This is a genomic window from Cryobacterium sp. LW097 (assembly GCF_002205495.2).
GTDB lineage: Bacteria > Actinomycetota > Actinomycetes > Actinomycetales > Microbacteriaceae > Cryobacterium > Cryobacterium zongtaii.
Map to the genome: position 1 here is coordinate 3,368,036 of NZ_CP021992.1, position 22,319 is coordinate 3,390,354.

General features: G+C 69.9%; 24 protein-coding genes. 11 read left to right on the forward strand and 13 right to left on the reverse strand.

Features of this window, described 5'->3' with window-relative positions:
• Window positions 1–9: 9 nt before the first annotated feature.
• Complete coding sequence (locus tag B7495_RS15770) at window positions 10–384, reverse strand: DUF4440 domain-containing protein (protein WP_088457416.1); 375 nt, start codon at window positions 382–384, stop codon at window positions 10–12.
• Between the two features lie 34 nt (window positions 385–418).
• A complete protein-coding gene (locus tag B7495_RS15775; RefSeq protein ID WP_088458141.1) occupies window positions 419–1,048 on the reverse strand; it encodes a TrmH family RNA methyltransferase in 630 nt (209 codons plus the stop codon).
• 127 nt (window positions 1,049–1,175) lie between these two features.
• Between B7495_RS15775 and B7495_RS15780 the strand changes: the two genes are divergently transcribed.
• The 7 genes from B7495_RS15780 (at window position 1,176) to B7495_RS15810 (ending at window position 6,764) form a co-directional block, all read left to right on the forward strand.
• Window positions 1,176–2,090 (forward strand): hypothetical protein, encoded by a 915-nt coding sequence (locus B7495_RS15780; RefSeq protein ID WP_088457417.1) that lies wholly within the window; start codon window positions 1,176–1,178, stop codon window positions 2,088–2,090.
• The gene (locus B7495_RS15785; protein WP_370028194.1) at window positions 2,087–2,467 is read left to right on the forward strand and encodes a GntR family transcriptional regulator; all 381 of its coding nucleotides are present in this window, start codon (window positions 2,087–2,089) and stop codon (window positions 2,465–2,467) included. The genes B7495_RS15780 and B7495_RS15785 overlap by 4 nt, the downstream gene beginning before the upstream one ends.
• Before the next feature lie 160 nt (window positions 2,468–2,627).
• Complete coding sequence (locus B7495_RS15790) at window positions 2,628–3,317, forward strand: DedA family protein (protein WP_088457418.1); 690 nt, start codon at window positions 2,628–2,630, stop codon at window positions 3,315–3,317.
• 193 nt (window positions 3,318–3,510) lie between these two features.
• Entirely contained in the window at window positions 3,511–3,804 is a 294-nt protein-coding gene (locus tag B7495_RS15795; RefSeq protein ID WP_088457419.1) for an ATP-dependent DNA ligase, read from the forward strand.
• Between the two features lie 81 nt (window positions 3,805–3,885).
• Window positions 3,886–5,169 (forward strand): Nramp family divalent metal transporter, encoded by a 1,284-nt coding sequence (locus B7495_RS15800; RefSeq protein WP_088457420.1) that lies wholly within the window; start codon window positions 3,886–3,888, stop codon window positions 5,167–5,169.
• Window positions 5,170–5,194: 25 nt separating this feature from the next.
• Window positions 5,195–5,839, forward strand: coding sequence for a metal-dependent transcriptional regulator (locus B7495_RS15805; RefSeq protein WP_088457421.1), 645 nt, complete (start codon window positions 5,195–5,197; stop codon window positions 5,837–5,839).
• 124 nt (window positions 5,840–5,963) lie between these two features.
• Window positions 5,964–6,764, forward strand: a complete 801-nt coding sequence (locus B7495_RS15810; RefSeq protein ID WP_088457422.1) for an HAD-IIA family hydrolase — start codon at window positions 5,964–5,966, stop codon at window positions 6,762–6,764.
• A gap of 79 nt (window positions 6,765–6,843) precedes the next feature.
• Here the strand turns inward: B7495_RS15810 and B7495_RS15815 are convergent, their stop codons facing one another.
• Together B7495_RS15815 and pyrE are read right to left on the reverse strand one after the other, a co-directional pair.
• Window positions 6,844–8,418: a hypothetical protein gene (locus B7495_RS15815; RefSeq protein ID WP_088457423.1), complete on the reverse strand. Its 1,575-nt coding sequence runs from the start codon at window positions 8,416–8,418 to the stop codon at window positions 6,844–6,846.
• On the reverse strand, window positions 8,418–8,963 hold the full coding sequence (pyrE, locus tag B7495_RS15820; protein ID WP_165787853.1) for an orotate phosphoribosyltransferase: 546 nt from the start codon (window positions 8,961–8,963) through the stop codon (window positions 8,418–8,420). Before pyrE ends, B7495_RS15815 begins: the two co-directional genes overlap by 1 nt.
• A 327-nt stretch (window positions 8,964–9,290) precedes the next feature.
• Here pyrE and B7495_RS15825 point away from each other — a divergent pair, with 327 nt between their 5' ends.
• Together B7495_RS15825 and B7495_RS15830 are read left to right on the forward strand one after the other, a co-directional pair.
• Window positions 9,291–10,217 carry a LysR family transcriptional regulator gene (locus B7495_RS15825; protein WP_088457425.1) on the forward strand — a complete coding sequence of 309 codons (927 nt, stop codon included), beginning with the start codon at window positions 9,291–9,293 and terminating at the stop codon, window positions 10,215–10,217.
• Window positions 10,218–10,264: 47 nt separating this feature from the next.
• A complete protein-coding gene (locus B7495_RS15830) occupies window positions 10,265–10,819 on the forward strand; it encodes a GNAT family N-acetyltransferase (protein ID WP_088457426.1) in 555 nt (184 codons plus the stop codon).
• A 27-nt stretch (window positions 10,820–10,846) separates the two neighbouring features.
• Here B7495_RS15830 and B7495_RS15835 read toward each other — a convergent pair whose 3' ends face one another.
• Together B7495_RS15835 and nirD are read right to left on the reverse strand one after the other, a co-directional pair.
• Window positions 10,847–11,590, reverse strand: a complete 744-nt coding sequence (locus B7495_RS15835) for a sirohydrochlorin chelatase (RefSeq protein WP_088457427.1) — start codon at window positions 11,588–11,590, stop codon at window positions 10,847–10,849.
• Entirely contained in the window at window positions 11,590–11,988 is a 399-nt protein-coding gene (nirD, locus tag B7495_RS15840) for a nitrite reductase small subunit NirD (RefSeq protein WP_088457428.1), read from the reverse strand. Before nirD ends, B7495_RS15835 begins: the two co-directional genes overlap by 1 nt.
• Window positions 11,989–12,190: 202 nt before the next feature.
• Between nirD and nirB the strand changes: the two genes are divergently transcribed.
• Together nirB and cobA are read left to right on the forward strand one after the other, a co-directional pair.
• Entirely contained in the window at window positions 12,191–14,863 is a 2,673-nt protein-coding gene (nirB, locus tag B7495_RS15845; protein ID WP_088457429.1) for a nitrite reductase large subunit NirB, read from the forward strand.
• Window positions 14,864–14,866: 3 nt separating this feature from the next.
• The gene (gene cobA / locus B7495_RS15850) at window positions 14,867–15,961 is read left to right on the forward strand and encodes a uroporphyrinogen-III C-methyltransferase (protein ID WP_088457430.1); all 1,095 of its coding nucleotides are present in this window, start codon (window positions 14,867–14,869) and stop codon (window positions 15,959–15,961) included.
• Window positions 15,962–16,209: 248 nt separating this feature from the next.
• On the opposite strand, the gene B7495_RS15855 is transcribed toward cobA, so the two are convergent.
• From B7495_RS15855 to B7495_RS15880, 7 genes are all read right to left on the reverse strand, one after another.
• On the reverse strand, window positions 16,210–17,514 hold the full coding sequence (locus B7495_RS15855; protein WP_088457431.1) for a sugar ABC transporter permease: 1,305 nt from the start codon (window positions 17,512–17,514) through the stop codon (window positions 16,210–16,212).
• Complete coding sequence (locus B7495_RS15860) at window positions 17,511–18,395, reverse strand: ATP-binding cassette domain-containing protein (protein WP_088457432.1); 885 nt, start codon at window positions 18,393–18,395, stop codon at window positions 17,511–17,513. The genes B7495_RS15855 and B7495_RS15860 overlap by 4 nt, the downstream gene beginning before the upstream one ends.
• 99 nt (window positions 18,396–18,494) lie before the next feature.
• The gene (locus B7495_RS15865) at window positions 18,495–19,580 is read right to left on the reverse strand and encodes a sugar ABC transporter substrate-binding protein (RefSeq protein WP_088457433.1); all 1,086 of its coding nucleotides are present in this window, start codon (window positions 19,578–19,580) and stop codon (window positions 18,495–18,497) included.
• Between the two features lie 80 nt (window positions 19,581–19,660).
• Entirely contained in the window at window positions 19,661–20,950 is a 1,290-nt protein-coding gene (locus tag B7495_RS15870; RefSeq protein ID WP_088457434.1) for an ROK family transcriptional regulator, read from the reverse strand.
• Window positions 20,951–21,234: 284 nt separating this feature from the next.
• Window positions 21,235–21,486: a hypothetical protein gene (locus B7495_RS19710; RefSeq protein ID WP_341476107.1), complete on the reverse strand. Its 252-nt coding sequence runs from the start codon at window positions 21,484–21,486 to the stop codon at window positions 21,235–21,237.
• Complete coding sequence (locus tag B7495_RS19715) at window positions 21,483–21,800, reverse strand: hypothetical protein (RefSeq protein ID WP_370028197.1); 318 nt, start codon at window positions 21,798–21,800, stop codon at window positions 21,483–21,485. Before B7495_RS19715 ends, B7495_RS19710 begins: the two co-directional genes overlap by 4 nt.
• A 29-nt stretch (window positions 21,801–21,829) precedes the next feature.
• Complete coding sequence (locus B7495_RS15880; protein WP_088457435.1) at window positions 21,830–22,291, reverse strand: hypothetical protein; 462 nt, start codon at window positions 22,289–22,291, stop codon at window positions 21,830–21,832.
• Between the last annotated feature and the right edge of the window lie 28 nt (window positions 22,292–22,319).

Genomic DNA, 22,319 nt, shown 5'->3' on the forward strand with positions numbered 1-22,319 from the left:
AGGGGATGCCTAGACCGGCGACTCCTGGTGCGCCGCGATCGCCCAGCCGCCGTTGTTCTCGTCGAAGAGGTAGGTCGTGGACATCTGCAGCTCGGTCGCGGTGTCACCTCGCCAGGCCGTGGACCTGTAGACCAGCACGCCCGCGTGCTCACCCAACCGAATGACGGCCGGCTCGTGCAGTTCATACCGATCCAGCGGAGCGGCGGCCTTGAACGCGGCGCGCACGTCGTCGCGGCCGAGCACCACCCCCGGCAGAATCAGCAGACCGTCCCCGGTCATGGTGCGCTGGTAGTAGTCACCGCCCTTGCCGGCGAGGATGGCGCGCCAGCCCTCGTGGGCTTCGTGCAGGAGTCTGGCAGGGAGATCGTCGGTGATCGCAGTCATGACTCCACGCTAGCCCTCGGCCGGGCCGGGCGGGTCAGAATTTGTGCTGCAGAATCCAGGCGTGCATGGTGACCGCGGCCGCCGCGGAAGCGTTCATCGAGCGCGTCGAGCCGAACTGGCTGATTTCCACCAGGGCGTCACCGGCAGCCACGGCCTCCGGCGAGAGGCCGGGACCCTCCTGGCCGAACAGGAGCACACAGTGCTCGGGGAAGCTGAAGGTCTCCATGATCACGCTGCCGGGCAGGTTGTCGATGGCGATGATCGGCAGGTTCTCGGTGCGGGCCCACTCGACGAACGCCGCCACATCCGGGTGGTGCAGCACGTGCTGGTAACGGTCGGTCACCATGGCGCCGCGCTTGTTCCAACGCTTGCGGCCGATGATGTGCACGGTATCGGCGCCGAACGCATTGGCGCTGCGAACGATCGAGCCGATGTTCATGTCGTGCTGCCAGTTCTCGATGGCCACGTGGAACGGGTTGCGCTTCTCGTCGAGGTCGGCGACGATCGCCGGCATCGACCAGTACCGGTACCGGTCGATCACGTTGCGGGTGTCGCCGCGTTCGAGCAGCTCTCGGTCGTAGTACGGCTCCTCCGGCCATTCCCCGACCCACGGGCCGACCCCGTTGGTGGACAGCTCTGGCGTGGGGTTCAACGGTTCTGGCACTGCACCACCGTATCCCGCCGGCCGGAGGTCCGGCACCGGTGGCATTCCGCGGTTTTGTACTGCTACATTGATTGTATTGCTACGAAAGGCGGATGCTGACCCTCCGCCCCGGGAGATGGAGGCGCGTATGTCGTACGTGTTCGTGTGTTGTGCCATTGCCATTGCGTGTTCCTTCGCGCCGCTGAGTTCGAGCAAGCCTGCCAACCGGGCGCGCGAGCTGGACAAGTACGCGCGCCGGCTGGGCGTCGCCGTGCCCGTCGCCACCGCCGAGCGCATCACCGGCCAGCTCATCTGCCGAGAGCGCGCACTCCTGACCGGCGGGCTCACCGGCATCGTGCTCGCGGTCATCACCGCCCTGCTCCTCCCCGGCGGCTTCAACGCCGGTTATGTGCCCGTGCTGATCTTCGGCGGCCTGGGCGTCGGCAGCGCCATCGGCGCGGCACTTGCGTCCTCGGCGAGCGCCTTCACTCCGCTCACCGGGCCACGCATTGCCAGGTCATGCACTCCCGGCTATGCCGACTATGTGCCCCCACTGGAGCGCTGGAGCGGACGCCTGCTGCCCGCCCTCGCTCTCCTGGCCGTCCTCGCCGCATGGATCGCCTTCAGTATCGGGGCGCTCGGCGACGCGCGCCTCTCCTCCGCCTACATCTGGGGGTCGGCCGGCGCCTGGCTCGCCTATGCCTCGATCGCCGGGCTGCTGGTGTCGGAGGCGCTGTCCCGCCGCATCCTCGATCGCGGCCAGCCGGCGGCATCCGCCACCGATCTGGCCTGGAACGACGGCCTGCGCTCGCAGGCCCTGCGCGACCTGCACGCCGTGCCCATCACGCTGGGCTTCGTGTCGGTCCTGGGCACCTTCCTCGACATCGGCTCCCTCTCCGACTACCAGGGCGGCGGTGCGACCGCGGCCCTCGTGGGCCTACTTCTTCTGGTCCTACTGAGCAGCGCGGCCCTCGCAGTTCTCCTTCTCGACGTCGCCTCGAAGCCCCAGCAGTACTACTGGCGTCGGCTGTGGGCCGACCGAGCGGCCGGCTCTCCGACATGATGCTCGTCATCGATCCCGACTCGGGCGTCGCCCCATACGAACAGATTCGATCCCAGATCGTCGCGGCCGTGCGTGCCGGCGACCTGAAGCCCGGCGCGCAGCTGCCCACTGTGCGACGTCTGGCCGACGACCTGGGCATCGCGCCCAACACGGTGGCGCGCAGCTACCGCGAGCTCGAACGCCACGGAGTGATCGAAACCCGCGGCCGCAACGGATCCGTGATCGCCGGCGTCACGACGCCGGGCCCGGCAGCGGATGCCGCCCGGGCCTACGCGCGCCGCGCAGCCGAGTTGGGCCTGACCCGCGACGCCGCCCTCGATCTCGTGCGCGCGGCGTTGGACGGTACCGCGGCCGCCTCGACCACCCCCACCGACTGAGGACCGCCGGCCGCAGCACCCAGCTTCCGTTCACCTCGGGTTCGCTACCCTGGGGGTCAGGGTGCGCAACAGTCGGCAGCCGCGGCGGTTCCGACCGCGTCTTCGCGCCGGCGCCATCCGATCGAGACCGCACTCATGACCCCGACCGGAAGGCAGTTCCATGCATCCCACACTCTTCGGCATCGACTTCCTCGACTCCGAGTGGCTGATCGGTTGGTTCGGATCGTTCGTGCTGTTGGGCGTCGCCGCCGTCGTGTTCGTCGAGACCGGCTTCATCGTGCTGTCGTTCCTGCCGGGCGACTCCCTGCTCTTCACGGTGGGGCTGCTCACCGCCACCGGCGACGTGCCGTTCCCCATCTTCGTGACCTGTGCGATCATCTTCGTCGCCGCGTTCGCGGGTGACCAGCTGGCCTACGGCGTGGGGCGCAAGGCCGGACCGGCCGTCTTCGCCCGCGAGCAGAACCGGTTCTTCAACCCGAAGAACGTCGAACGCACCAACGCGTTCTTCGCCAAGCACGGTGGCAAGGCCGTCATCATCGCGCGCTTCCTGCCCGTCTTCCGCGCCTTCGTGCCCCTCGCTGCCGGCGTCGGCAAGATGAGCTACCGCACTTTCGTGACCTTCAACCTGATCGGCGCGTTCGCCTGGGGCGTCGGCCTCACCATGGTGGGCTTCCTGCTCGGGCAGATCCAGTTCGTCGCCGACTACTCCGAGTACTTCATCATCGGCATCGTGCTGCTCTCGGGCATCCCGATCCTCTCCGAGCTGTACAAGGCCGGGCGCGAGGCCCTGCGCACCCGCGGCAAGGCCGCCGTGCCCGCCGTCGAACTGCCCGAGGACGTGCGCGAGTAGCCCACTCCCCGGCTGATGCCCCGGACTGGGGACTGACCGGGCCCGCACGCCTCTCGGTACAGTGAAAATCTGAATCTGGCGGGCGACCGCGCAGCCGGCACCAGCACACGACCCGGGGGGGCGTCGCGATGGACCATGGACCGATCTTGCTCACGCGCCCTGTGGTGCGCCGGCCGCGGGCGAGGACCTGAGCGTGGGGCGGTTCATCTACGACTCCACCCTGACCGTGATCCTGGACGACCTTCTCCTCAGCCACCTCCAGGCGGTGGTGGGCGCCAAGTTCCGTCTCCAGCAGTCCTTCTACTTCAGCTGGGGCTACCCGGGCAAGACCGGGGAGAGTCGCACCACGATCTGGTTGACGCCGGGCATCAGCGTGCAGTTTCACTATCGCACCGCCCGCGCACACGCCCTTGATCGGGACCGGATCAGCACTTTCCTCGCCCAGGCGAACAGCCCCAGCGGTCTCGTCCTCGTCATCGGCGACTGATTCCGTCGGCGGGGCCGCCGGGCACGCGGCATCCGCCCCGAGGGGGTTTCGGCTTACCTAAATACTCACTACGATTTAGGCATGCCTCAATCTGACCCTGCAGCGACCGCGACCGTGGCGGAACGCGCCGCCCCTCCCTCGCTGAACTCGGTGGCCTCCACCCGGCTGCTCTGGCTGCTCGGACCGGCGCTCGTGGCCGGCGTGGCCTATCTGGACCCGGGCAACGTGGCCAGCAATATGACCGCGGGCGCCCGGTACGGGTACCTGTTGGTCTGGGTGGTCGTGGCCGGCAACCTGATGGCGTGGCTGATCCAGTACCTGTCGGCGAAGCTGGGCATCGTCACCGGCACCAGCCTGCCGGAGATCCTCGGGGTGCGCCTGCGGCGGCCAACCGCCCGTCGGCTCTACTGGGTGCAGGCCGAGCTCGTGGCCATGGCCACCGACCTGGCCGAGATCATCGGCGGCGCCGTGGCCCTCAACCTGCTCTTCGGGCTGCCGCTGCTGGCCGGCGGTGTGATCACCGGTGTCATCTCGATGATCGTGCTCACCGTGCAGACACGACGCGGCCCGCGCGTTTTCGAGCGGGTCATCGTGGCCCTGCTTCTGATCATCACGGTGGGCTTCGCCGCCGGGGTCTTCTTCGCGCCGCCGGACGCCGGTTCGGTTCTCGACGGTCTGGTGCCGCGCTTCGAGGGCGCGGACTCGGTGCTGCTGGCGGCGTCGATCCTCGGTGCCACGATCATGCCCCACGCCATCTACGCGCACTCCGCGCTCACCCGCGACAGGTTCCCGATGCAGGAGGGACCGGCCGCCACCCGGCGCCTGCTCTGGGCGACGAAGTGGGATGTCACAATCGCCATGGCCATCGCCGGCACCGTCAACCTCGCCATACTGCTGCTCGCGGCCTCGGCTCTGCAGGGGGTGCCGGGCACCGACTCGCTCGAGGGTGCGTACGCGGCCCTGCAGAGCACGCTCGGCCCGGTGGTCGCGACGGTGTTCGCGATCGGGCTGCTGGCCTCCGGTCTCGCCTCCACCTCGGTGGGCGCCTACGCCGGAGCCGAGATCATGCACGGCCTGCTCAAGCTGCGGGTGCCACTGCTGCTGCGCCGCATCGTCACCCTCATCCCGGCGCTGCTGATCCTCGGCGTGGGATTCGATCCCACTCAGGCGCTGGTGCTGAGCCAGGTGGTGTTGTCGTTCGGCATCCCGTTCGCCCTCATCCCGTTGGTGTGGCTCACGGCGCAGCGCGGCCTGCTCGGCGACTTCGCCAACCGCTGGTTCACCACGGCCGCCGGCGCCGTGGCCGCGGTGCTGCTGGTGTCCCTCAACGCCGTCCTGCTCGTGCTCGTCTTCACCGCCGCATGAACCGGCCAGCTACCCCGAGGTGGTCATGAAACCCACCACACCGGCCGCCGAGGACTACCTCAAGACGATCTACGCGCACACCGAGTGGCAGCCGGCGCCGATCACACCCCGGGTCCTGGCCACCCGGCTGGGCATCGCTCCGTCGTCGGTGACCGAGATGGTGAAGAAGCTCGCTGCCGACGGGTTCATTGCCCACGTGCCGTACGGCCCGCTCACCCTCACCGCAGCCGGGCGGATGCGCGCCACGGCCGTGGTGCGCCGGCACCGGCTGATCGAGACCTGGCTGGTGCGGGAGCTCGGCTACACCTGGGACGAGGTGCACGACGAGGCGGAGGTGCTCGAGCACGCGATCTCCGACCGGCTGCTCGAGGCCATCGACGCCCATCTGGGCCACCCGGCGGCCGACCCGCACGGCGATCCCATCCCCGGCGCCGACGGCTCCAGCGTGCGGGTGCCGGCGGTCCTGCTCGCGGATGCGGCGCCCGGCCACGCCGGAACCGTGCTGAGGGTCAGCGATCGCGATCCGGGCATCCTGCGTGCCCTGGCCGACGCGGGCATCGGCCCCGGCAGTCGACTGGATGTGGTCGACGCGCACAGTGTGCGGCTGCCCGACGGGGAGCTGCACCCGCTCGCCCCGGACGCCGCCGGCGCCATCTGGCTCACGCGCTGACCGGGCGCACCGCGCCGCCAAGGGCGGCGGCGGGGTGCCGCCAGCAAACCTCTCCCCGATAGTCTGGATACGGCAGCCTGTCCCCCTGGTTGCGCCCAGTTCGTCCCACAAGAAGGAGCGAGTCATGAGAACCCGTGACGAGATCGAATGCTGGCTCACCGACATGGACGGCGTCCTGGTGCATGAAAACCAGGCCCTGCCCGGCGCTGCCGAATTGCTGCAGCAGTGGACCGATGCCGGCACACCGTTCCTGGTGCTGACGAACAACTCCATCTTCACGCCGCGCGACCTGTCGGCCCGCCTGCGCTCCTCAGGGCTGAACGTACCTGAGGAACGCATCTGGACCTCCGCGCTGGCCACGGCGGACTTCCTCAAACAGCAGAGCCCCGGCGGCACGGCATTCGTGATCGGCGAGGTCGGGCTCACCACCGCGTTGCACGAGGCCGGCTTCATCATGACCGAGACCAACCCCGACTACGTGGTCGTGGGTGAGACCCGCAACTACTCGTTCGAGGCCATCACCAAAGCCATCCGGCTGCTGCTCAAGGGCGCCCGGTTCATCGTGACCAACCCGGATGCGACCGGCCCCAGCGCCGAGGGACCGATGCCGGCCACCGGCGCGATCGCCGCGCTGATCACCAAGGCCACCGGCATGGAGCCCTACGTCGTGGGCAAGCCCAATCCGATGATGTTCCGCTCGGCGATGAACCGCATCGGCGCGCACTCGGAGAACACCGGCATGATCGGCGACCGGATGGACACCGACATCGTCGCCGGCATCGAGGCCGGTTTGCACACGGTTCTGGTGCTCACCGGCATCAGCGACCCCGCCGAGATCGCTCGGTACCCCTTCCGCCCCGACGAGATCCTCGACGGCGTGCACCAGCTGCTCGCCGCCGGACCTGTCGAATCCGACGAAATCTAGCCGCCCGCGCACCGCGGTGACACGGAAAGCCGGGCCCTCGGGCCCGGCTTTCTGTGTGTGCGGAGTGGCTACGGCGCCGTTAGGCGGCCGGGGCCAGGCTCGCGGTGAGCGGCTCGCCCGAGGACCGGCTCGCGAAGCAGTAGAAGTACCTCTCGCCGGCGTCCCACTGCTCGGCGGTCACCGGGTAACTGCCTTGCAGCTGCACATCGCCGTAGGCGCCGGCGGTTTCGAAGTCGATCACGCCGGGGGCGCTGCAGAGAACGTTGATCTGGTCGGCGAACGCCTGCTCACCGGGGAACGGGGAACCGCTGTCGCCCTCGAGGATGCCGCGGTAGACCAGCTGGCCCATGTGCGGGGTGGCGCAGTCGACGACGGTGAATTCTTCGTCCCAGGGCGACGTGTACGGTTCGAGGCACTCGGTGCCGAACAGGGTGTTCCAGGCGTGCACGCCGGCCGGCTGCGGGCCCGGGGCGGCGGGCTCGGGGGCAGTCGTGGGCTCCGTGGAGGTGCCCGCCTGGGCTGAGGCAGATTCGGTGGGAGCGGCCGCCGGGGTGTCACCCAGGCTCTGGCCCAGGAAGAAGAGACCGATGATCACGAGCACCGCGACCACGGCACCCCCGACCCAAAGCAGGTCTCGCTTCGAGGGGCGGCGCGGCGGCTCGCCGTCGGCCGGACCGCGGCGACGGGGACCGGGTTCGTCGGCGGACGGCGCCGGTGCGGCGTGGGCGTCGTGGCCGGGCGCTGCCGTGGCTGCACCGGTGGCCGCGGCCGCGGTTGCGGCGGACACGGGGAGCGCGGCCGGAGCCGGTTCGGGGAGTGGTACGTGAGCGGCGTGCCGAGAGACCGTGGCGCTGGTGGAGTCGGCGGGGCGCGGTGCGACGCCGGTGTCCAACGGGCTCGGCGGGGTGGCCGGCGTACGACGACCGAGAGCGGCCGTCTCCTCTTCAGCGGTGGGCACCAGCCGGGACTGGGCCGGGGTCGTCCACCAGGGCGCCGCTTCGAGGTCGGCGGGAGTCCGCCGCGGCGGAGCCGGCGTCTTGGTGAGGGGCTGAGTGTGCTCAGGGTCGGCCGCGGGTGCCGGGGCCGCAGGTACCGGGGCAGCAGCAGCGGGCGCCGCCGGCGTAACGGCGGGCGGCGGTGCGGCGGCCCGTGGCGCGGATGCGGGACGAACGGGCGGAGCCGCGGCGGCGGCCGGCGCCGGTGCAACAGGCGGCGCCGCGGCGGGGATGACCGGAGTCGCGGGAGCGGCCTGAGCCGGCGGGGTGCGTCGCGCGGCGTCAACGGCCGGATCGGGCTCGAAGGTCGGGGTGAGGCCCCAGCGGAAACCGCCGGACGGCGCCGGGGTGGTGGCGGCAGGCGCGGTGTCACCGTCGGCCGACGCAGAATCCGGGGATGGAACCTGCGCAGCGGGCCCCGGCGGTGCGGCGGGCGGGTCTGCTGGCGGTGCGGCGGGCGGTGCAACCGGCGGAACGACAACGGGCGTGACGGGGAGGGCGACGGTCGGGGGAGAGTCGGGCCCCGCATCCGCCTTGGTGCCGGCGGCGGCCTCGGAGGAGGGCTCGGCGGCAGCCTCGCTGTCGTCGGCGTTCAGCTGAGCCGCGAGCCAGTCCAGGCCGAGGTCCTTGTCGTCGTTGCCGCCCTGCTGCTCGGGCATCAGCTCAGTCCCAGGTCCTCGAGTCCGATGGCCGCGTAGTACGGGTAGCCGGCCTCTTCGATGATTTCGCGGGCCCCGGTGCTGCGGTCCACGACCACGGCGACGCCGGCGATGATGGCGCCCACCTTGAGCAGCGCCTCGATGGCGGCGAGCGGTGAGCCACCGGTGGTGGAGGTGTCTTCGAGGACGATGACCCGCTTGCCGGCGAGGTCTGGGCCCTCGACCTGGCGGCCACGGCCGTGGTCCTTGGGTTCCTTGCGAACGACGAAGGCGTCGTAGGCCAGCCCGCGGGCGGCACCCTGGTGCAGGATCGCGGTGGCGACGGGGTCGGCGCCCATGGTCATGCCGCCGACGGCCACGACATCCGGAATGTCCTTGATGAGATCGATCATGACCTGGCCGATCAGCGGGGCGACCCTGTGGTCGAGGCTGACCTTGCGGAGATCCACGTAGTACGTGGCCTTCTTGCCACTGGTGAGGGTGAAGTCACCGTGGAAGACGGCGTCGGCCGAGATGTAGTCGATGAGTTTTCTGCGGGTATCCATCACAGGGCTACTTTAGGCCAACACGCGCCCGCGCGCCCGGTGCACGATACGGGCGTGCGCCGGTCGGGGTGATCAGAAGCTGCGAACGAACTTCCGCACGGGAACACGACCGTAGCCATCCTTGTTCACGGCAACGACGGTGCCGACGACGGCGCCTACGGCAACAAGGGAGATGAGGAGCATGAAAACGAACACGGTCGTGCCTTTCGAGGGAAGTGGATGGCCGGGCCACGCGGGCTGCTGCCCGGTAACCGACGTCTTTATCTGACCACCAACAACCATTCAGCACAATCACATTGTTTAGCAAGGACTATGTAGTCTGGCTTCATGGATGTTCAGCGCCTCGAACTGCTCCGCGAGCTGGCCGAACGCGGCAGCGTGACCGCCGTTGCGCGGGCCACCCACCGCACCCCGTCTGCGGTCTCGCAGCAGCTGAAGGTCCTCGAGCGCGAGGCCGGCCTGCCCCTCACCGAACGCAGCGGGCGCGGGCTTGTGCTCACCGACGCCGGCCGCGCGCTGGCCGCGAGCGCGACGGATATCGCGGTGGCGCTGGAGCGCGCCACAGCCGTCTGGGACACCTTCCGCAACCGGGCCACCGGCGACGTGAGCCTGGTCACGTTCCCCACCGCCGGACAGATGCTGCTGCCGGGCGCACTGCAGGACCTGGCCGACCACGACGGCCTGGCGGTGCATTGCACCGACATGGACCCGGAGCTCAGCGACTTTCCCGCGCTCACGAGCGAATACGACATCGTGCTCGCCCACAGCATGCGCGGGCAGCACACCTGGGGCGGGCGCGGCCTCACCTCGGTGCCCCTGATGACCGAACCCCTCGACGTCGGCCTGCCGACCGGACACAGGCTGGCCGGTCGGGTGTCGCTGGGCGCGAGCGACGTGGTCGGTGAGACCTGGATCGGCGTGCCCCTCGGCTACCCGTTCGGACGCATCCTGCACGATATCGAACTGCAGACCGGCAGCCGCGCCCGGGTCACCCAACGGTTCGCGGACATGCGGCTGATCGAATCGTTCATCATGGCCGGGCTCGGCATCGCCCTCGTCCCCCGATACACCTCCAGCGGCGACCAGCCCGGCCGGATGGTGCTCAAGCCACTACGGGGACTCGACGCCGAACGGCAGATCGTGGCGCTGATGCGGCCCGACCGAGCCGAGCGCCTGGCCGTGCGTACCGTCGTCGAGGCGCTGCGCGCCCGGGCGGCGCAGGTGCAGGCCGAGCACGCGGCGGCGGCCGGCTGAGCCGGTACTCCAGCGGCTGGTCGTGCGCCGGCGGTTAGGCTGACCGGATGGCTGACATCGAATGGACCCTGCGCTGGGAGGCCGATCTCTCGGCCGACGACCACACCGCCCTGGCGGCCCTGTTCGCGCGCTACTACCCCGAGGACCACGCCACCTTCACCGGCACCCGCAGCTGGATGGGCGCCCGCCCGGAGGCCCGCGTGATCGGTTACCACGACGGCCGGCCGGTCGCCCACCTCGGCTTCGTGCGGCGGATGCTGCGCCTCGAGTCCGGCGGGTCGCAGCTGGTCGGCGATGTGGGACTGGTCGGCGTCGATCCCGACTACCAAGGCACCGGCCTCGGCCGCCGGCTGCTCGCCGAGGCCGCCACGGCCCTGACCGGCCAGGGGCTGCCGTTCGGCTACCTCACCTGCGCTCCCGAGCTCGTCGCCTACTACGCCGGTGGCGGCTGGCGGCAGTCGCCCGGACAGGTGACCCGCATGATCGACACCCGGATGCGCCCGGTGACCTTCACCGGCCCCGCGATGGTGCTCCCGGTGGCGGCACCGTTCAGCAAATGGCCGACCGGGCAGACGATCATCCGCGACGGCCTCGAGGTTTAAGCCCTCCGGCTGCCGACGCGCCCGGCGTCAGAGCGTGCGCACGCCACTCAGGTACCGGTCCACCACCACGTCGACGAGTGCGGCCGGGGGCTCCTCGCCCTCGACGAGGAGGGTCGCGCTGACCACGTCCGCGCCGGCGTCCTGCGACCACCTGGCGAAGGTGCCCGGTGCCAGCAGATAGCTCGCGACGACCAGGCGGGCATCCGGTGACTCACTGCGCGCGGCGGCCACGGCATCCACCAGACTCGGCGTCGCGGCGGCGATGAAGGCGACGGTGACCGGTCGGCCCAGCAGGGCGGCTAGTTGCTCGCCCGCTGTGCGGCAGTCGGCCACGGCGTCCGCGTCGCTCGATCCCGCGGCGGCGAGGATCACGCGGTCTTCCGCGCGCAGGCCACTCTGGGCCAGCCGGTCGGCGAGGATGCCGGTCAGCCGGCTGTCGGGTCCGAGCGCCGCGGTCACGCCGACCTGACGCGGTTGGGCCTGGGCCACGGCGTTGGCGAGGTCGAACTTCACGTGGTACCCGGCGGACACCAGCAGCGGCACGATGACGGCGGACCGGCCGGGGTCGGCCTCGGCGAGGCACTGCGGCACATCCGGCTGCTGCACATCGATGAAACCGGCCGCAACCGGGGTGGCCGGGCTGATTGTGGTCAGCGCCCGAGTCACCGCGTCGACGAGGGCCAGCACCGCGCGCTGGGCAGCGGGATCCCGGGAGCCGTGCGAGGCGAGGAGCAGGAGCGGCGCTGTGTCGCGCTGGAGTGCGTCGCTCATCACGCCGCGGCGCGGGCCGAGGCGTCCGGGGCCAGCCGCACCTGCACCGAGCCGGATTCGACCCTGGTCTCGAAGGTGGGCAGCGTGAAGTCGGCGGAGGTGAAGCACTCGCCGGTGGCCAGGTCATAGACCTGCTTGTGCAGCGGCGAGGCCAACGTCACCCGGTCCCCGTGCGAGCCGACGATTCCCCGGCACATCACGAACGAGCCGGTCGCGGGGTCCCGGTTCGAGACGGCGTACACGGTTCCGTCGGGCATCCGCACCAACGCGAGCTGCTCGCCGTCGACGATGGCCGCTTCTGCCCACAGGGGTTCGAGCTGGGAGAGTTCGCAGACTGTCGCCCATCCGGTGGTGGCGTCGGCGCTCCGCGGCGCGGTGGTGCTTTCAGTGGTCAGCATGATGTCCTCGATTCCGGCGCCGGGCCAGTGGATGCGTTCGGCACCCCCTCAGATTACCCAAGCCGGGGTCGTGATCTTCGGGACCAAGTACCCTCTTTTAGCGCGCGCGGATGTGACTTACTTAAGGGACGCCATGAGGTCGGCGCGACGGCGGACGACGCCGTCGGGATTATGCGGCCTGATTTACCCGAGAGATGCCGTAATGACACTGAACACTCCCCTGCCGACGACCAGCGAATCGGACGGCGTGCGCCGCGTCATCGTGATCGGAGGCGGCCCCGCCGCGCACCGGTTCACCGAGGCCATGGTCGCCCGCACTGTCGCGGACGGCGATTCCGCCCGGCCCGTCGACATCACCGTCATCGGCGAGGAAATCCACCTGCCCTACGACAGGGTCTCCCTCTCGCACCGCCTGAACGGTCCGGAGGACCTCACCCTGGGCGACCCGGTGTTCTGGCAGTCCGAGACCGTGCGCTACCGCGGCGGCAGCCGCGTCACCGCCGTGGACCCCGCGGCCCGGACCGTCACCCTCGACAACGGTGACGCCCTGGCCTACGACGACCTGGTGTTCGCGACGGGTTCGAGCGCCTTCGTTCCGCCGGTGCCCGGTGGCGACAAGGGTGTCGTGTACCGCACCATCGAAGACGTGGACTTCCTCGTCAGCGAGACCGCACGCCTGAAGGCGAAGTTCGGCCGGCCCGCGAACGTCACCGTCATCGGCGGCGGCCTGCTGGGGCTCGAGGCCGCCGGCGGTGTGCAGCGCCTCGGCGCCAACACCACGATCGTGGATGGCGCCACCTGGCTGATGCCCACCCAGCTCGACCAGGGTGCCGGCATGGCCCTCGGCCGTCTCATCCACGGCCAGGGCATCCACCTCGAACTCGGCCACCGCCCCACCGAGATCCTCGTCGCCGAGACCGGCCAGGTACTCGGGTTGACCCTCGACGACGATCGGCAGATCAACGCTGACCTGATTGTCTGGTCCATCGGCATCCGTGCCCGCGACGAACTCGCCCGCGCGGCGGGCCTGGAGATCGGCCCGCGCGGCGGCATCGTGATCGGCGACGACTGCTCCAGCTCCGTGCCCGGCATCTGGGCCATCGGCGAGATCGCCAGCTACGACGGCCGCTGCATCGGACTCGTCGCTCCCGCGAACGCGATGGCCGAGGTGGTGGCCGACAGGCTCAACGGCGGCCAGGCCCTGTTCCCCGGCATCGACGACGCCACCAAGCTCAAGCTCTCCGGTGTGGAGGTGGCCAGCTTTGGTGACGCCTTCGGCACCGGCGACCGGGCCCTCGAGGTCGTCTACGCCGACCCCGCGCGTGGCCTGTACCAGAAGGTCGTCGTGTCCAGCGACGCCAAGACCCTGCTCGGCGGCATCTTCGTCGGCGACGCCTCCCCGTACCTGTCGCTGCGCCCGCTGCTCGGCCGCGAACTGCCCGCCGAACCCGGCGCGTACCTGTCCGCCTCCGGCGCCGAGCTGCCGTCCAGCTCCGACATGCCCGACGACGCCCAGCTGTGCTCCTGCAACGACGTGTCGTTCGGCACCGTGCGCGCGGCCATCCGTGGCGACCACGGCGACCCCGTCACCGAGCTCGGCGCACTCAAGGCCTGCACCCGGGCCGGCACCCAGTGCGGCTCGTGCGTGCCGCTGCTCAAGAAGGTTCTCGAAACCGAACTGACCGCCGCCGGCCTTGAAATCTCGAAGGCGCTCTGCGAGCACATCTCGATCAGCCGCAGCGAACTGTTCGAGTCGGTGCGGGTACTGCAACTCACCTCGTTCGACCAGATCATGGAACGCTTCGGCACCGGCCTCGGCTGCGATGTCTGCAAGCCCACCATCGCCTCGATCCTGGCCTCGCAGTCCTCCGCCTACATCCTGGATGCCGGCCGTGGCGGCCTGCAGGACACCAACGACCGTGCCCTCGGCAACATGCAGAAGGACGGCAGCTACTCGGTTATCCCCCGCATTCCCGGTGGCGAAATCACCCCGGAGAAGCTCATCGCGATCGGCGAGGTCGCCGCCCAATTCAACCTGTACACCAAGATCACCGGTGGTCAGCGGATCGCCCTGTTCGGCGCCCGGCTCGACCAGCTGCCCGACATCTGGCGCACCCTGGTGGATGCCGGTTTCGAGTCCGGCCAGGCCTACGGCAAGAGCCTGCGCACGGCAAAGTCGTGTGTGGGGTCGGCCTGGTGCCGCTTCGGAGTACAGGATTCCGTGGCGCTGGCGATCACGCTGGAGAACCGCTACCGCGGCCTGCGCTCGCCGCACAAGTTCAAGATCGGTGTCTCCGGCTGCGCCCGCGAGTGCGCCGAGGCCCGCGCCAAGGACATCGGCGTCATCGCGACCGAGCTGGGCTGGAACCTCTACGTCGGTGGTAACGGCGGCTTCCAGCCCGTTCACGCCGTGCTGCTCGCCAAGGACCTCGACGAGGAAACCCTGATCAAGTACATCGACCGCTACCTGATGTACTACATCCGCACCGCCGACCGCGTGCAGCGCACCGCCCGCTGGCAGGAAGACATCGAGGGTGGTTTCGACCACGTCCGCGACGTCGTCTGCAGCGATTCCCTGGGCATCGCCGATGACCTTGAAGCGGCCATGGCCGCCCACATCGACGTGTACGAAGACGAGTGGGCCGCCACGCTGGCCGATCCCGAGCGCCTGCGCCGGTTCCGGCCGTTCGTGAACTCCGACACCCCCGACCCGTCGCTCCTTCAGGTGATCGAACGCGGCCAGCCGCGTCCGGCCCGCCCTGAAGAACGCGACGGCACCAGCGCCGCCGGCCCCGTCCACCTGGCCGGCCTCACCATCCCGGTTCGCCGGGACGACATCGACATCCCGGTTTCCTCGGCGACCGGCGTGGAGTAGCCCGTGTCCGCCGGCCTCGACTTCTCGGGGAAACGGGTCCTCGTCGTCGGCGGGGCCCACGCGGCACGCCGTGTCCTCGCGCGGTACCTGGCCTCGGGCGCGACCGTGTACCACCTGGCCGGACCCGGCCCGCAGTCGCCGGCCGTCCGACCGGCCCCCGGGGTGCACACCCCGGTGTTTCCCCGGTCGGTCGGCGCCTGGAATGCGCTCATCGCCGCCGTCGACCTGGTCGCCGTCGTGGAGACCACTCCGCCCACCGACGCCGTGATCGCTGCGGCGTGCGCGCGGCACCGCACCTGGCTGAGCCGGGAAACCGCGGCGTCGACCGCGCCCATCGGGTCGGTCACGCTCGTCGGCGGCGGCCCCGGCCTGGAAAGCCTGCTCACGGTCGGTGCGCTCGCGGCACTGAACGCGGCCGACATCGTCTACTACGACCGGCTCGGCCCCACCGACAGGCTCGACGTCTGGGCGCCCGGCGCCGAGCAGATCGACGTGGGCAAGGCTCCCGGTCACCACGCGATCCCCCAGCGCGATGCTGAGCGGATGATGGTGGCATCCGCCCTGGCCGGCCTCACCGTGGTGCGCCTGAAAGGCGGCGACCCGTTCGTCTTCGGTCGGGGTGGCGAAGAAGTCATCGCCTGCCGCGCCGCCGGTGTACCGGTGACCGTGATCTCGGGGGTGACCAGCGCCATCGCCGTGCCGGCCGCCGCGGGCATCCCCGTCACCCACCGCGAGATCACCCGGATGTTCACGGTGATCTCCGGGCACGCGCCGATCAACGACACCGAACTGACCCACCTGGTGGGCCTGGGCGGCACCATCGTGGTCCTGATGGGAATCGGCACCCTGCAGCAGCTGGTTGCCGGCCTCACCAGGCTCGGGATGCGCACCGACATGCCCGTGGCGATCGTGGAGCGCGGTTTCGCGCACGACCAGCGCACGACCCTCGGCCGGCTGGACAGCATCGCCGCGCTCGCGGCCCACGCCGGGGTGCGATCCCCCGCCGTCGTGGTGATCGGCGACGTGGTGGCCCTGGCCGCGCACGGCGATGACACTGCCGCCGATCTCCTGCGCGAGGCCGCGACCCTGGCGACCTAGGTTCCCGCCCCGCCGACCCGACTGACCCGCCGAGTTGCTGCAAAACCCCCTGTGCCTGCTCTGAAGGAGGAACTTTGCGGCAAGTCAGCGAAGGGGATCACCGCCACTTGAATGAGGTGCTCCCGGCGATGGTGCCGCATCCCGGCACCGCGAAGGCGGCGATCCTGCCTCGCCGGCTGCGCTGCCGGGGTGGGGCGAGAACCGCCGCCTTCCTCTGCCGCCTCCGCCCGGCCCCGGGCGGGAGGCGGTCAGGCTCTACCGTGCGACGCCCGGGTGCGGCGCGACAGGGAGTCGACGATGACCGCGAGCAGCAGCACCGCGCCGGTGATCATGTACCGGATCGACGAGTCCAGGTTGAGTAGGGTCAGGCCGCTGGAGATCGACTGGATCACCAGGATGCCCAACAGCGCCGAGAACGCGCTGCCGCGGCCGCCGAAGAGGCTGGCGCCGCCGATCACCGCGGCGGCGATGGCGTTGAGGTTGGTGTCGCCGCCGCCCGAACCCTGGTTGGCTGCCGCCAGCCGGCCCGCGGCGAGGATGCCGCCCAGGGCCGCGAAGGTGGAGCACAGCACAAAAACCGTGAGGTAGACCTTGGTGACGTTGATGCCGGACCGCCGGGCAGCCTCCACATTGCCGCCGACCGCGTACACCGACCGGCCCCAGCGGGTGCGGGTGAGGAAGAAGTTCATCACCACGACGAGCACCAGGAACAGCACGAATGTCGCGCCGACACCGCGGGTCTGGTTGAGGTACCAGGTGGGCACGGCGAGCACCAGCAGCAGGAACACGCTGCGCACCACGATCGAGGTGGCCGGCACGGCCGAGAGCCCCGCCGCCGCCCGCCGGTTCGCGGTGACGAACAGTTGCGCCGCATAGGCCAGTGCCGTCAGTATCACCAGCACGTAGGAGAGCCAGTCGGGCAGGAACCACTGCTGGGCGAACTGCACGATCCAGGAATCGAACGGGATGTTGATCGACCCCGTGGAGCCGAGCACCCACAGCTGCAGCCCGAGGAAGCCGAGCAACCCGGCCAGGGTGATCACGAAGCTGGGTACCCCGAACCGGGTATACAGGAACCCGTACAGCAGGCCGATGACCACACCGGACAGCAACGAGGCCAGCAGGGCGACCGGCAGCGGCCAGCCCAGGTTGACAAAACCGACCGCGAGGATGGCCGCGGACAGGCCGCTGACCGACCCGACCGACAGGTCGATCTCGCCCAGCAGCAGCACCAGCACGATGCCGATGGAGATGGTGCCGACGGCCGCGCACTGCAGGGTGAGGTTGACCAGGTTGGTGCTGGAGAGGAAGTTTGGGTTGAGCAGGGAGAACGCCACCCAGATCACGATCAGGCCGATCACAACGGGCAACGAACCGATGTCACCGGAACGTACCCGCCGACCGAAGGCGCGCACCGCACCGCCGATGCCGTGCTGCTGGATGAGGCGCTCGTCCTGCAGGTCGGCGGCCACCGCGGCGAGGCGCACGGTTTCGGTGGGCGGCGCCGCCGGTTCGGGCGGGCTGGACTGTGGGGGCGATGTCGGGGTCGTCATGGCCGGGCCTCCTCTGGGGGTGCAACATCAGGGGGTGCAACGTCAGGGGATGGAACAGCGTCATCCGCGGCCTCCGGAGAGCCGACCCGGGCTTGGGCGCGCCGGGTGACGGCGTTATCGGAGGCGCCGGTGATGGCCGCGATGATGTCTTCGTAGGTGACATCGGCCACCTTGAATTCACCGTTGTTGCGGCCCAGACGCAGCACCACGATGCGGTCGGCGACGGCCTGCACATCCGCCATGTTGTGGCTGATCAGCACCACGGCAAGGCCGCGTTCACGCAGCCGCTCGATGAGGTTGAGCACCTCGGCGGTCTGGGCCACACCCAACGCCGCGGTGGGCTCGTCGAGGATCACGATGCGCGGGTCGCCGATCAGCGAACGGGCGATGGCCACGGTCTGGCGCTGACCGCCAGACAACGACGCCACCGGGATACGCACCGAGGGGATGCGTGCCGACAGTTGCCGCAACAGCTCCCAGGAGCGCTTCTCCATCTCGACCTCGTTGATGGTGCCCCGGCCGAGTTCGTGGCCGAGGAACAGGTTGGCGACCACGTCGAGGTTGTCGCACAGGGCCAGGTCCTGGTAGACGGTGGCGATGCCCAACGCGCCGGATTCAGCCGGGTTGTTGATCGTGACCGATTTGTCTCCGTCGGTGATCGTGCCGCCGTCCTTGGGGTGCACGCCGGCGAGGATCTTGATCAGGGTGGACTTGCCGGCACCGTTGTCGCCGACCAGCGCGACCACCTCACCGGAGTAGATGTCCAGGTCGATGGCGGTGAGGGCTTGCACGGCGCCGAAGTTCTTGTCGATCCCGCGCATGGAGAGCACGAGTTCGCTGGTGGGTGCGCCCTGCACGGGTTCGGGGGAAAGCACGGTCATTGTGATTCCTCTGTTTGCAGCCGCTGGCTGTTGGAGCCGGTGGGCCGACCGGGAGTCGAATCGTGGGTAGGACTCCCGGTCGGCGTCTGGGGCACCGCCTTACTGCAGGCCGGCGGCCGCGCAGGCGTCCGCGTATTCAGCGGTGCAGATCTCGTCGACGGTGTAGAAATCGTCGGCGATCACGGTGTCGGCAATGTTGTCGACGGTGACGACGACCGGGGTGAGCAGGGTCGCGGGGATGCCGTCAATCTCGGTGTCTCCCTCCGGCGTTTCGCCGCGGGCCAGCTGGTCGGCCACCTCGGCAGCCAACTCCGCTTCCAGTTTGATCGCCTTGTAGACCGTCATGAATTGGTCGCCGGCGACGATGCGCTGGATGCCGGTGAGCTCGGCGTCCTGACCGGTGACCGGGGGGATCGGGTCGACTCCGGCGGCCCGCAGTGCCGCGATGGCGCCACCTGCCGTACCGTCGTTGGCCGCGTAGACGCCCGAGATCTGGTCACTGAACTGACCGATCTGGCCGGCCGCGAAGGTCTGAGCCTCCTCGGCACTCCAGTCCGGCGTGTCGAACTCGGCCAGGATCGGGATGCCGCTCGCGTCGATGACCGAGTGGGCGCCTTCCTTGAACAGCGTCGCGTTGCCGTCGGTGGGCGACCCGTTGATCATGATGATGCCGGTGGTCGTACCGTCGGCCTGGAGCCGCTCCACGAGGGCCTCACCCTGGAGAACACCGACCTGTTCGTTGTCGAAGGAGATGTAGTAAGCGATCTGGCCACCCTCGATGAACCTGTCGTAGGCGATCACCGGAACGTCCTGCGCGGCGGCGTTCGCGACGATGCTGGCTGCCGCCGCACCGTCGACGGGGTCGAGAACCATGACCTCGATGCCCTCGGTGAGGGCGGATTCAGCCTGCTGTTGCTGCTTCGAGGCATCCTGGTCGGCGTTGGCATAGACGACTTCGTAGTCGCCCAGGGTCGCCAGGTGTTCTTCGAACAGCGGGCGGTCGAATTTCTCGTACCGGGCCGTCTGGGATTCGGGGAGGAGCAGGCCGATCTTGATGGCGTCGCCGGACCCGCCGCCGCCGTCGTCGCTGCCGCCGTCGTCGCCGGTGGTGCACGCGGTCAGAGCACCCGCGGTAGCGATCAATGCGATCGACAGGAGCGCGAACCTCTTCCTGGGTTTTCTCATGATGTGCCTCCTACTGTGACCACCCTCGTTGGCGGTGTAACGAGCATGGCCCCGGTGCCAAATGCCGTCAAGGCTTGAACTCAAGAGGCCAGACCGCCCCTTTCGGGCGATATTTGCGGGGCCAGACCGGGCAGGATGCCACCGATCCCCGGCAGGATATCGGGGGCCGGGGCGGCCGCCACGGTGCGGATCGGGCCGTCGGTGCGGCCCGCCGTGATCTGGGCGCGATCGATGGCGAAGAGCACCGCGCCGAGCAGCTCGGCCCGCTCCCCCAGCTCGCCCTTGACTACCTCGGGCACCCCGGCTGCAGTGGCCAGGGTGGAGCGTTCCAGAGCGTGCCGCAGTGGGCTGAGCAGCATCTCGCCGGCTTCGGCCAGCTCACCGCCGACCACGATGCGGTGCGGGTCGACGAGGTTGCTCAGACCCGCGAGCGCGATACCCAGGTGCCGGCCGGCATCGGCGATCACCCGGCGCGCCAGGGCCTCGCCCGCCTCGGCGCGCAGCACGACGTCGCGCAGCTTGACCTCGCCGTGGCTGCCGGGGAACTTCGCGGCCAGCGCCGAGGCTCCCACCAGGGTCTCCAGGCAGCCGCGGTTGCCGCATCGGCAGACCAGGCCCTGCTCGTCGAGGGTGACGTGACCGATCTCTCCGGCCTTGCCGCTACCGCCGCGATAGACCCGGCCATCCACGATCAGGCCGGCGCCCACGCCGTGCGACAGGCGCAGATAGGCCGCCTGCCGGACGCCCTGGGCCGCGCCGATGCGGTACTCCGCGAGTGCACCGAGGTTGGCCTCGTTGTCGACGAATACCGGCCGGTGCAGCCGCGACTCGAGTTCTTCGGCGACGGGCACCCCGTCCCAGCCGCGCAGCAAGCCGGCAGTGGCGATGAGGCCGGTACGCGGGTCGACAGGCGCGGCCAGACCCACCCCCACCGCGAGCACCTCGTCGAGGCCGGCGCCCACCGACTCGGCCATGTCCCGGATGAGCAGCATCACCCTGTCGAGTTCGCTGTCGGCGCGGTGGTCGCGGGCCAGCGGCAGCATCCGCTCGGCCAGCACCTGGTGGCCGGCGTCGGCCAGCGCCAGCCGCAGTTGCCGGTTCGCCACGTGCAGGCCCACCACCAGGCCCAGTTCCCTGGCGAGGGTGACTCGCACCGCGCGACGGCCGCTGCGGGACGTGGGCGTGGTCGCCAGCACCCCGGCGGCGGCCTGCTCCTTGACGATGTTGGACACCGTGGCCGGCGACAGCCCGGTGACCGCGGCCAGTTCCACCTGGGTGAGGGCGCCGTGGTGGGTGATCGCGTCGAGGATGCGGGCGCGGTTGGCCTCACGCAGGGACGACTGCGACCCGGGATTGCGGCGGCTGCTCACAGGAGACACGATACTGCCGAGACCACCAGGACGGGCAAGCTTTCGCGCCGGGCGGTATTCCTGGACGTCCGGCGAGTGAAACGGAGACGCAAGCCAAACAGGACGAGTCACCGCCGGCGGCTGTCGACCCGGACGTCGCGGACAAGGTGAAGGTGGCGCCGTGCACGGGCGGACCGGACGATTTCGGGGACGTGGAGGTCAACGAGGAAGACATCAACCTTCCGCCGTTCGGCGAGCACGTTGAGCCGCCGGACTAACCGGCCCACCGCACCGGCGGTGCCCCGCTAGCGCACCGCGTCAGCGAGAGCCCCGCCCAGCCACCGCTCGACCTCACGCTGCGATCGCAGCCTCACGACAACGAGGTGGGGGTGCGCAAGTTCCAGCGCCGGCACCCGCTCGTCGTACTTCCGCCGGGTCGAGATCGCCCACCGCACGATGTGCTCACGGTCACTGAGCAGCGTGCGGATGGGTGGCTCGACATTGCCGTTCCACAACTCCTCGCGGCGAACCCGGCGGCGGATGGTACGGCGGATCACCCGGGGAAGCGTGACGCGCAGAACGGCAGATCGAGCCACACGAGCAGATCGGCACGTTCGGCAAGCACCTCGCGGGCGGCGCTGTACTGCCATTCGGTCGTCCATGACTCCGCGGCGATGAAGCCTCGCACATCATCGGCGAATTCGGGCCGGGGCACCCACTTCGGGCCGTGGAACAGCGCGTCGATCTCCGTGTGTGCGCCCCCGGTGATCACGGCGATCCGCGCGGCGAGGGTGGTTTTGCCCGTGCCGGACACCCCGGCAACCCGCACTCGGCGGGGCCGAAGCTGAAGGGCACCGTCGGCGGAGAGCATGGCCGTCCGACTCATCGCGGGCGCACCGGTCAACGCCTGATGGGTTTCCACTGCGGCGGGTCCTGGACGGTTCGCTGGGGCACGATGCGAGGGGGCACTCGGTGCAGCCGGACCGAGGACCTGAAGTACAGGAAAGCCAGCACCGCATCAGCGATCACACCGAGCCCGCCTGCGAGTGCCACGTCGGTCGCCCCCGTGGCGACCGAGAACATCCAGTTGGCGACGCTCAGGACCAGCAACGATCCGACCACGAAGCCGGCCCGTGGTCGCGAGGTCATCCGCCACCAGGCGCGTGGCGGCTCAACCGGCTCGTCTGCACCACGGAAGGACCGCACACCACCGAAATAGAGGAGCAGGTACAGCAGGATGCCCTCCACCGCAAAAATTGGATTCGTGACGGTGTGCGGAAAGGCCGCGCTGTTGAGTGCCAAGACGGTCAGACCGGCGGCAATGTAGGCGACCTTCCACCGCGTCTTTCGGATGCGAAGCATGGCCAGAGCCTATGCCCAATGCCACAGC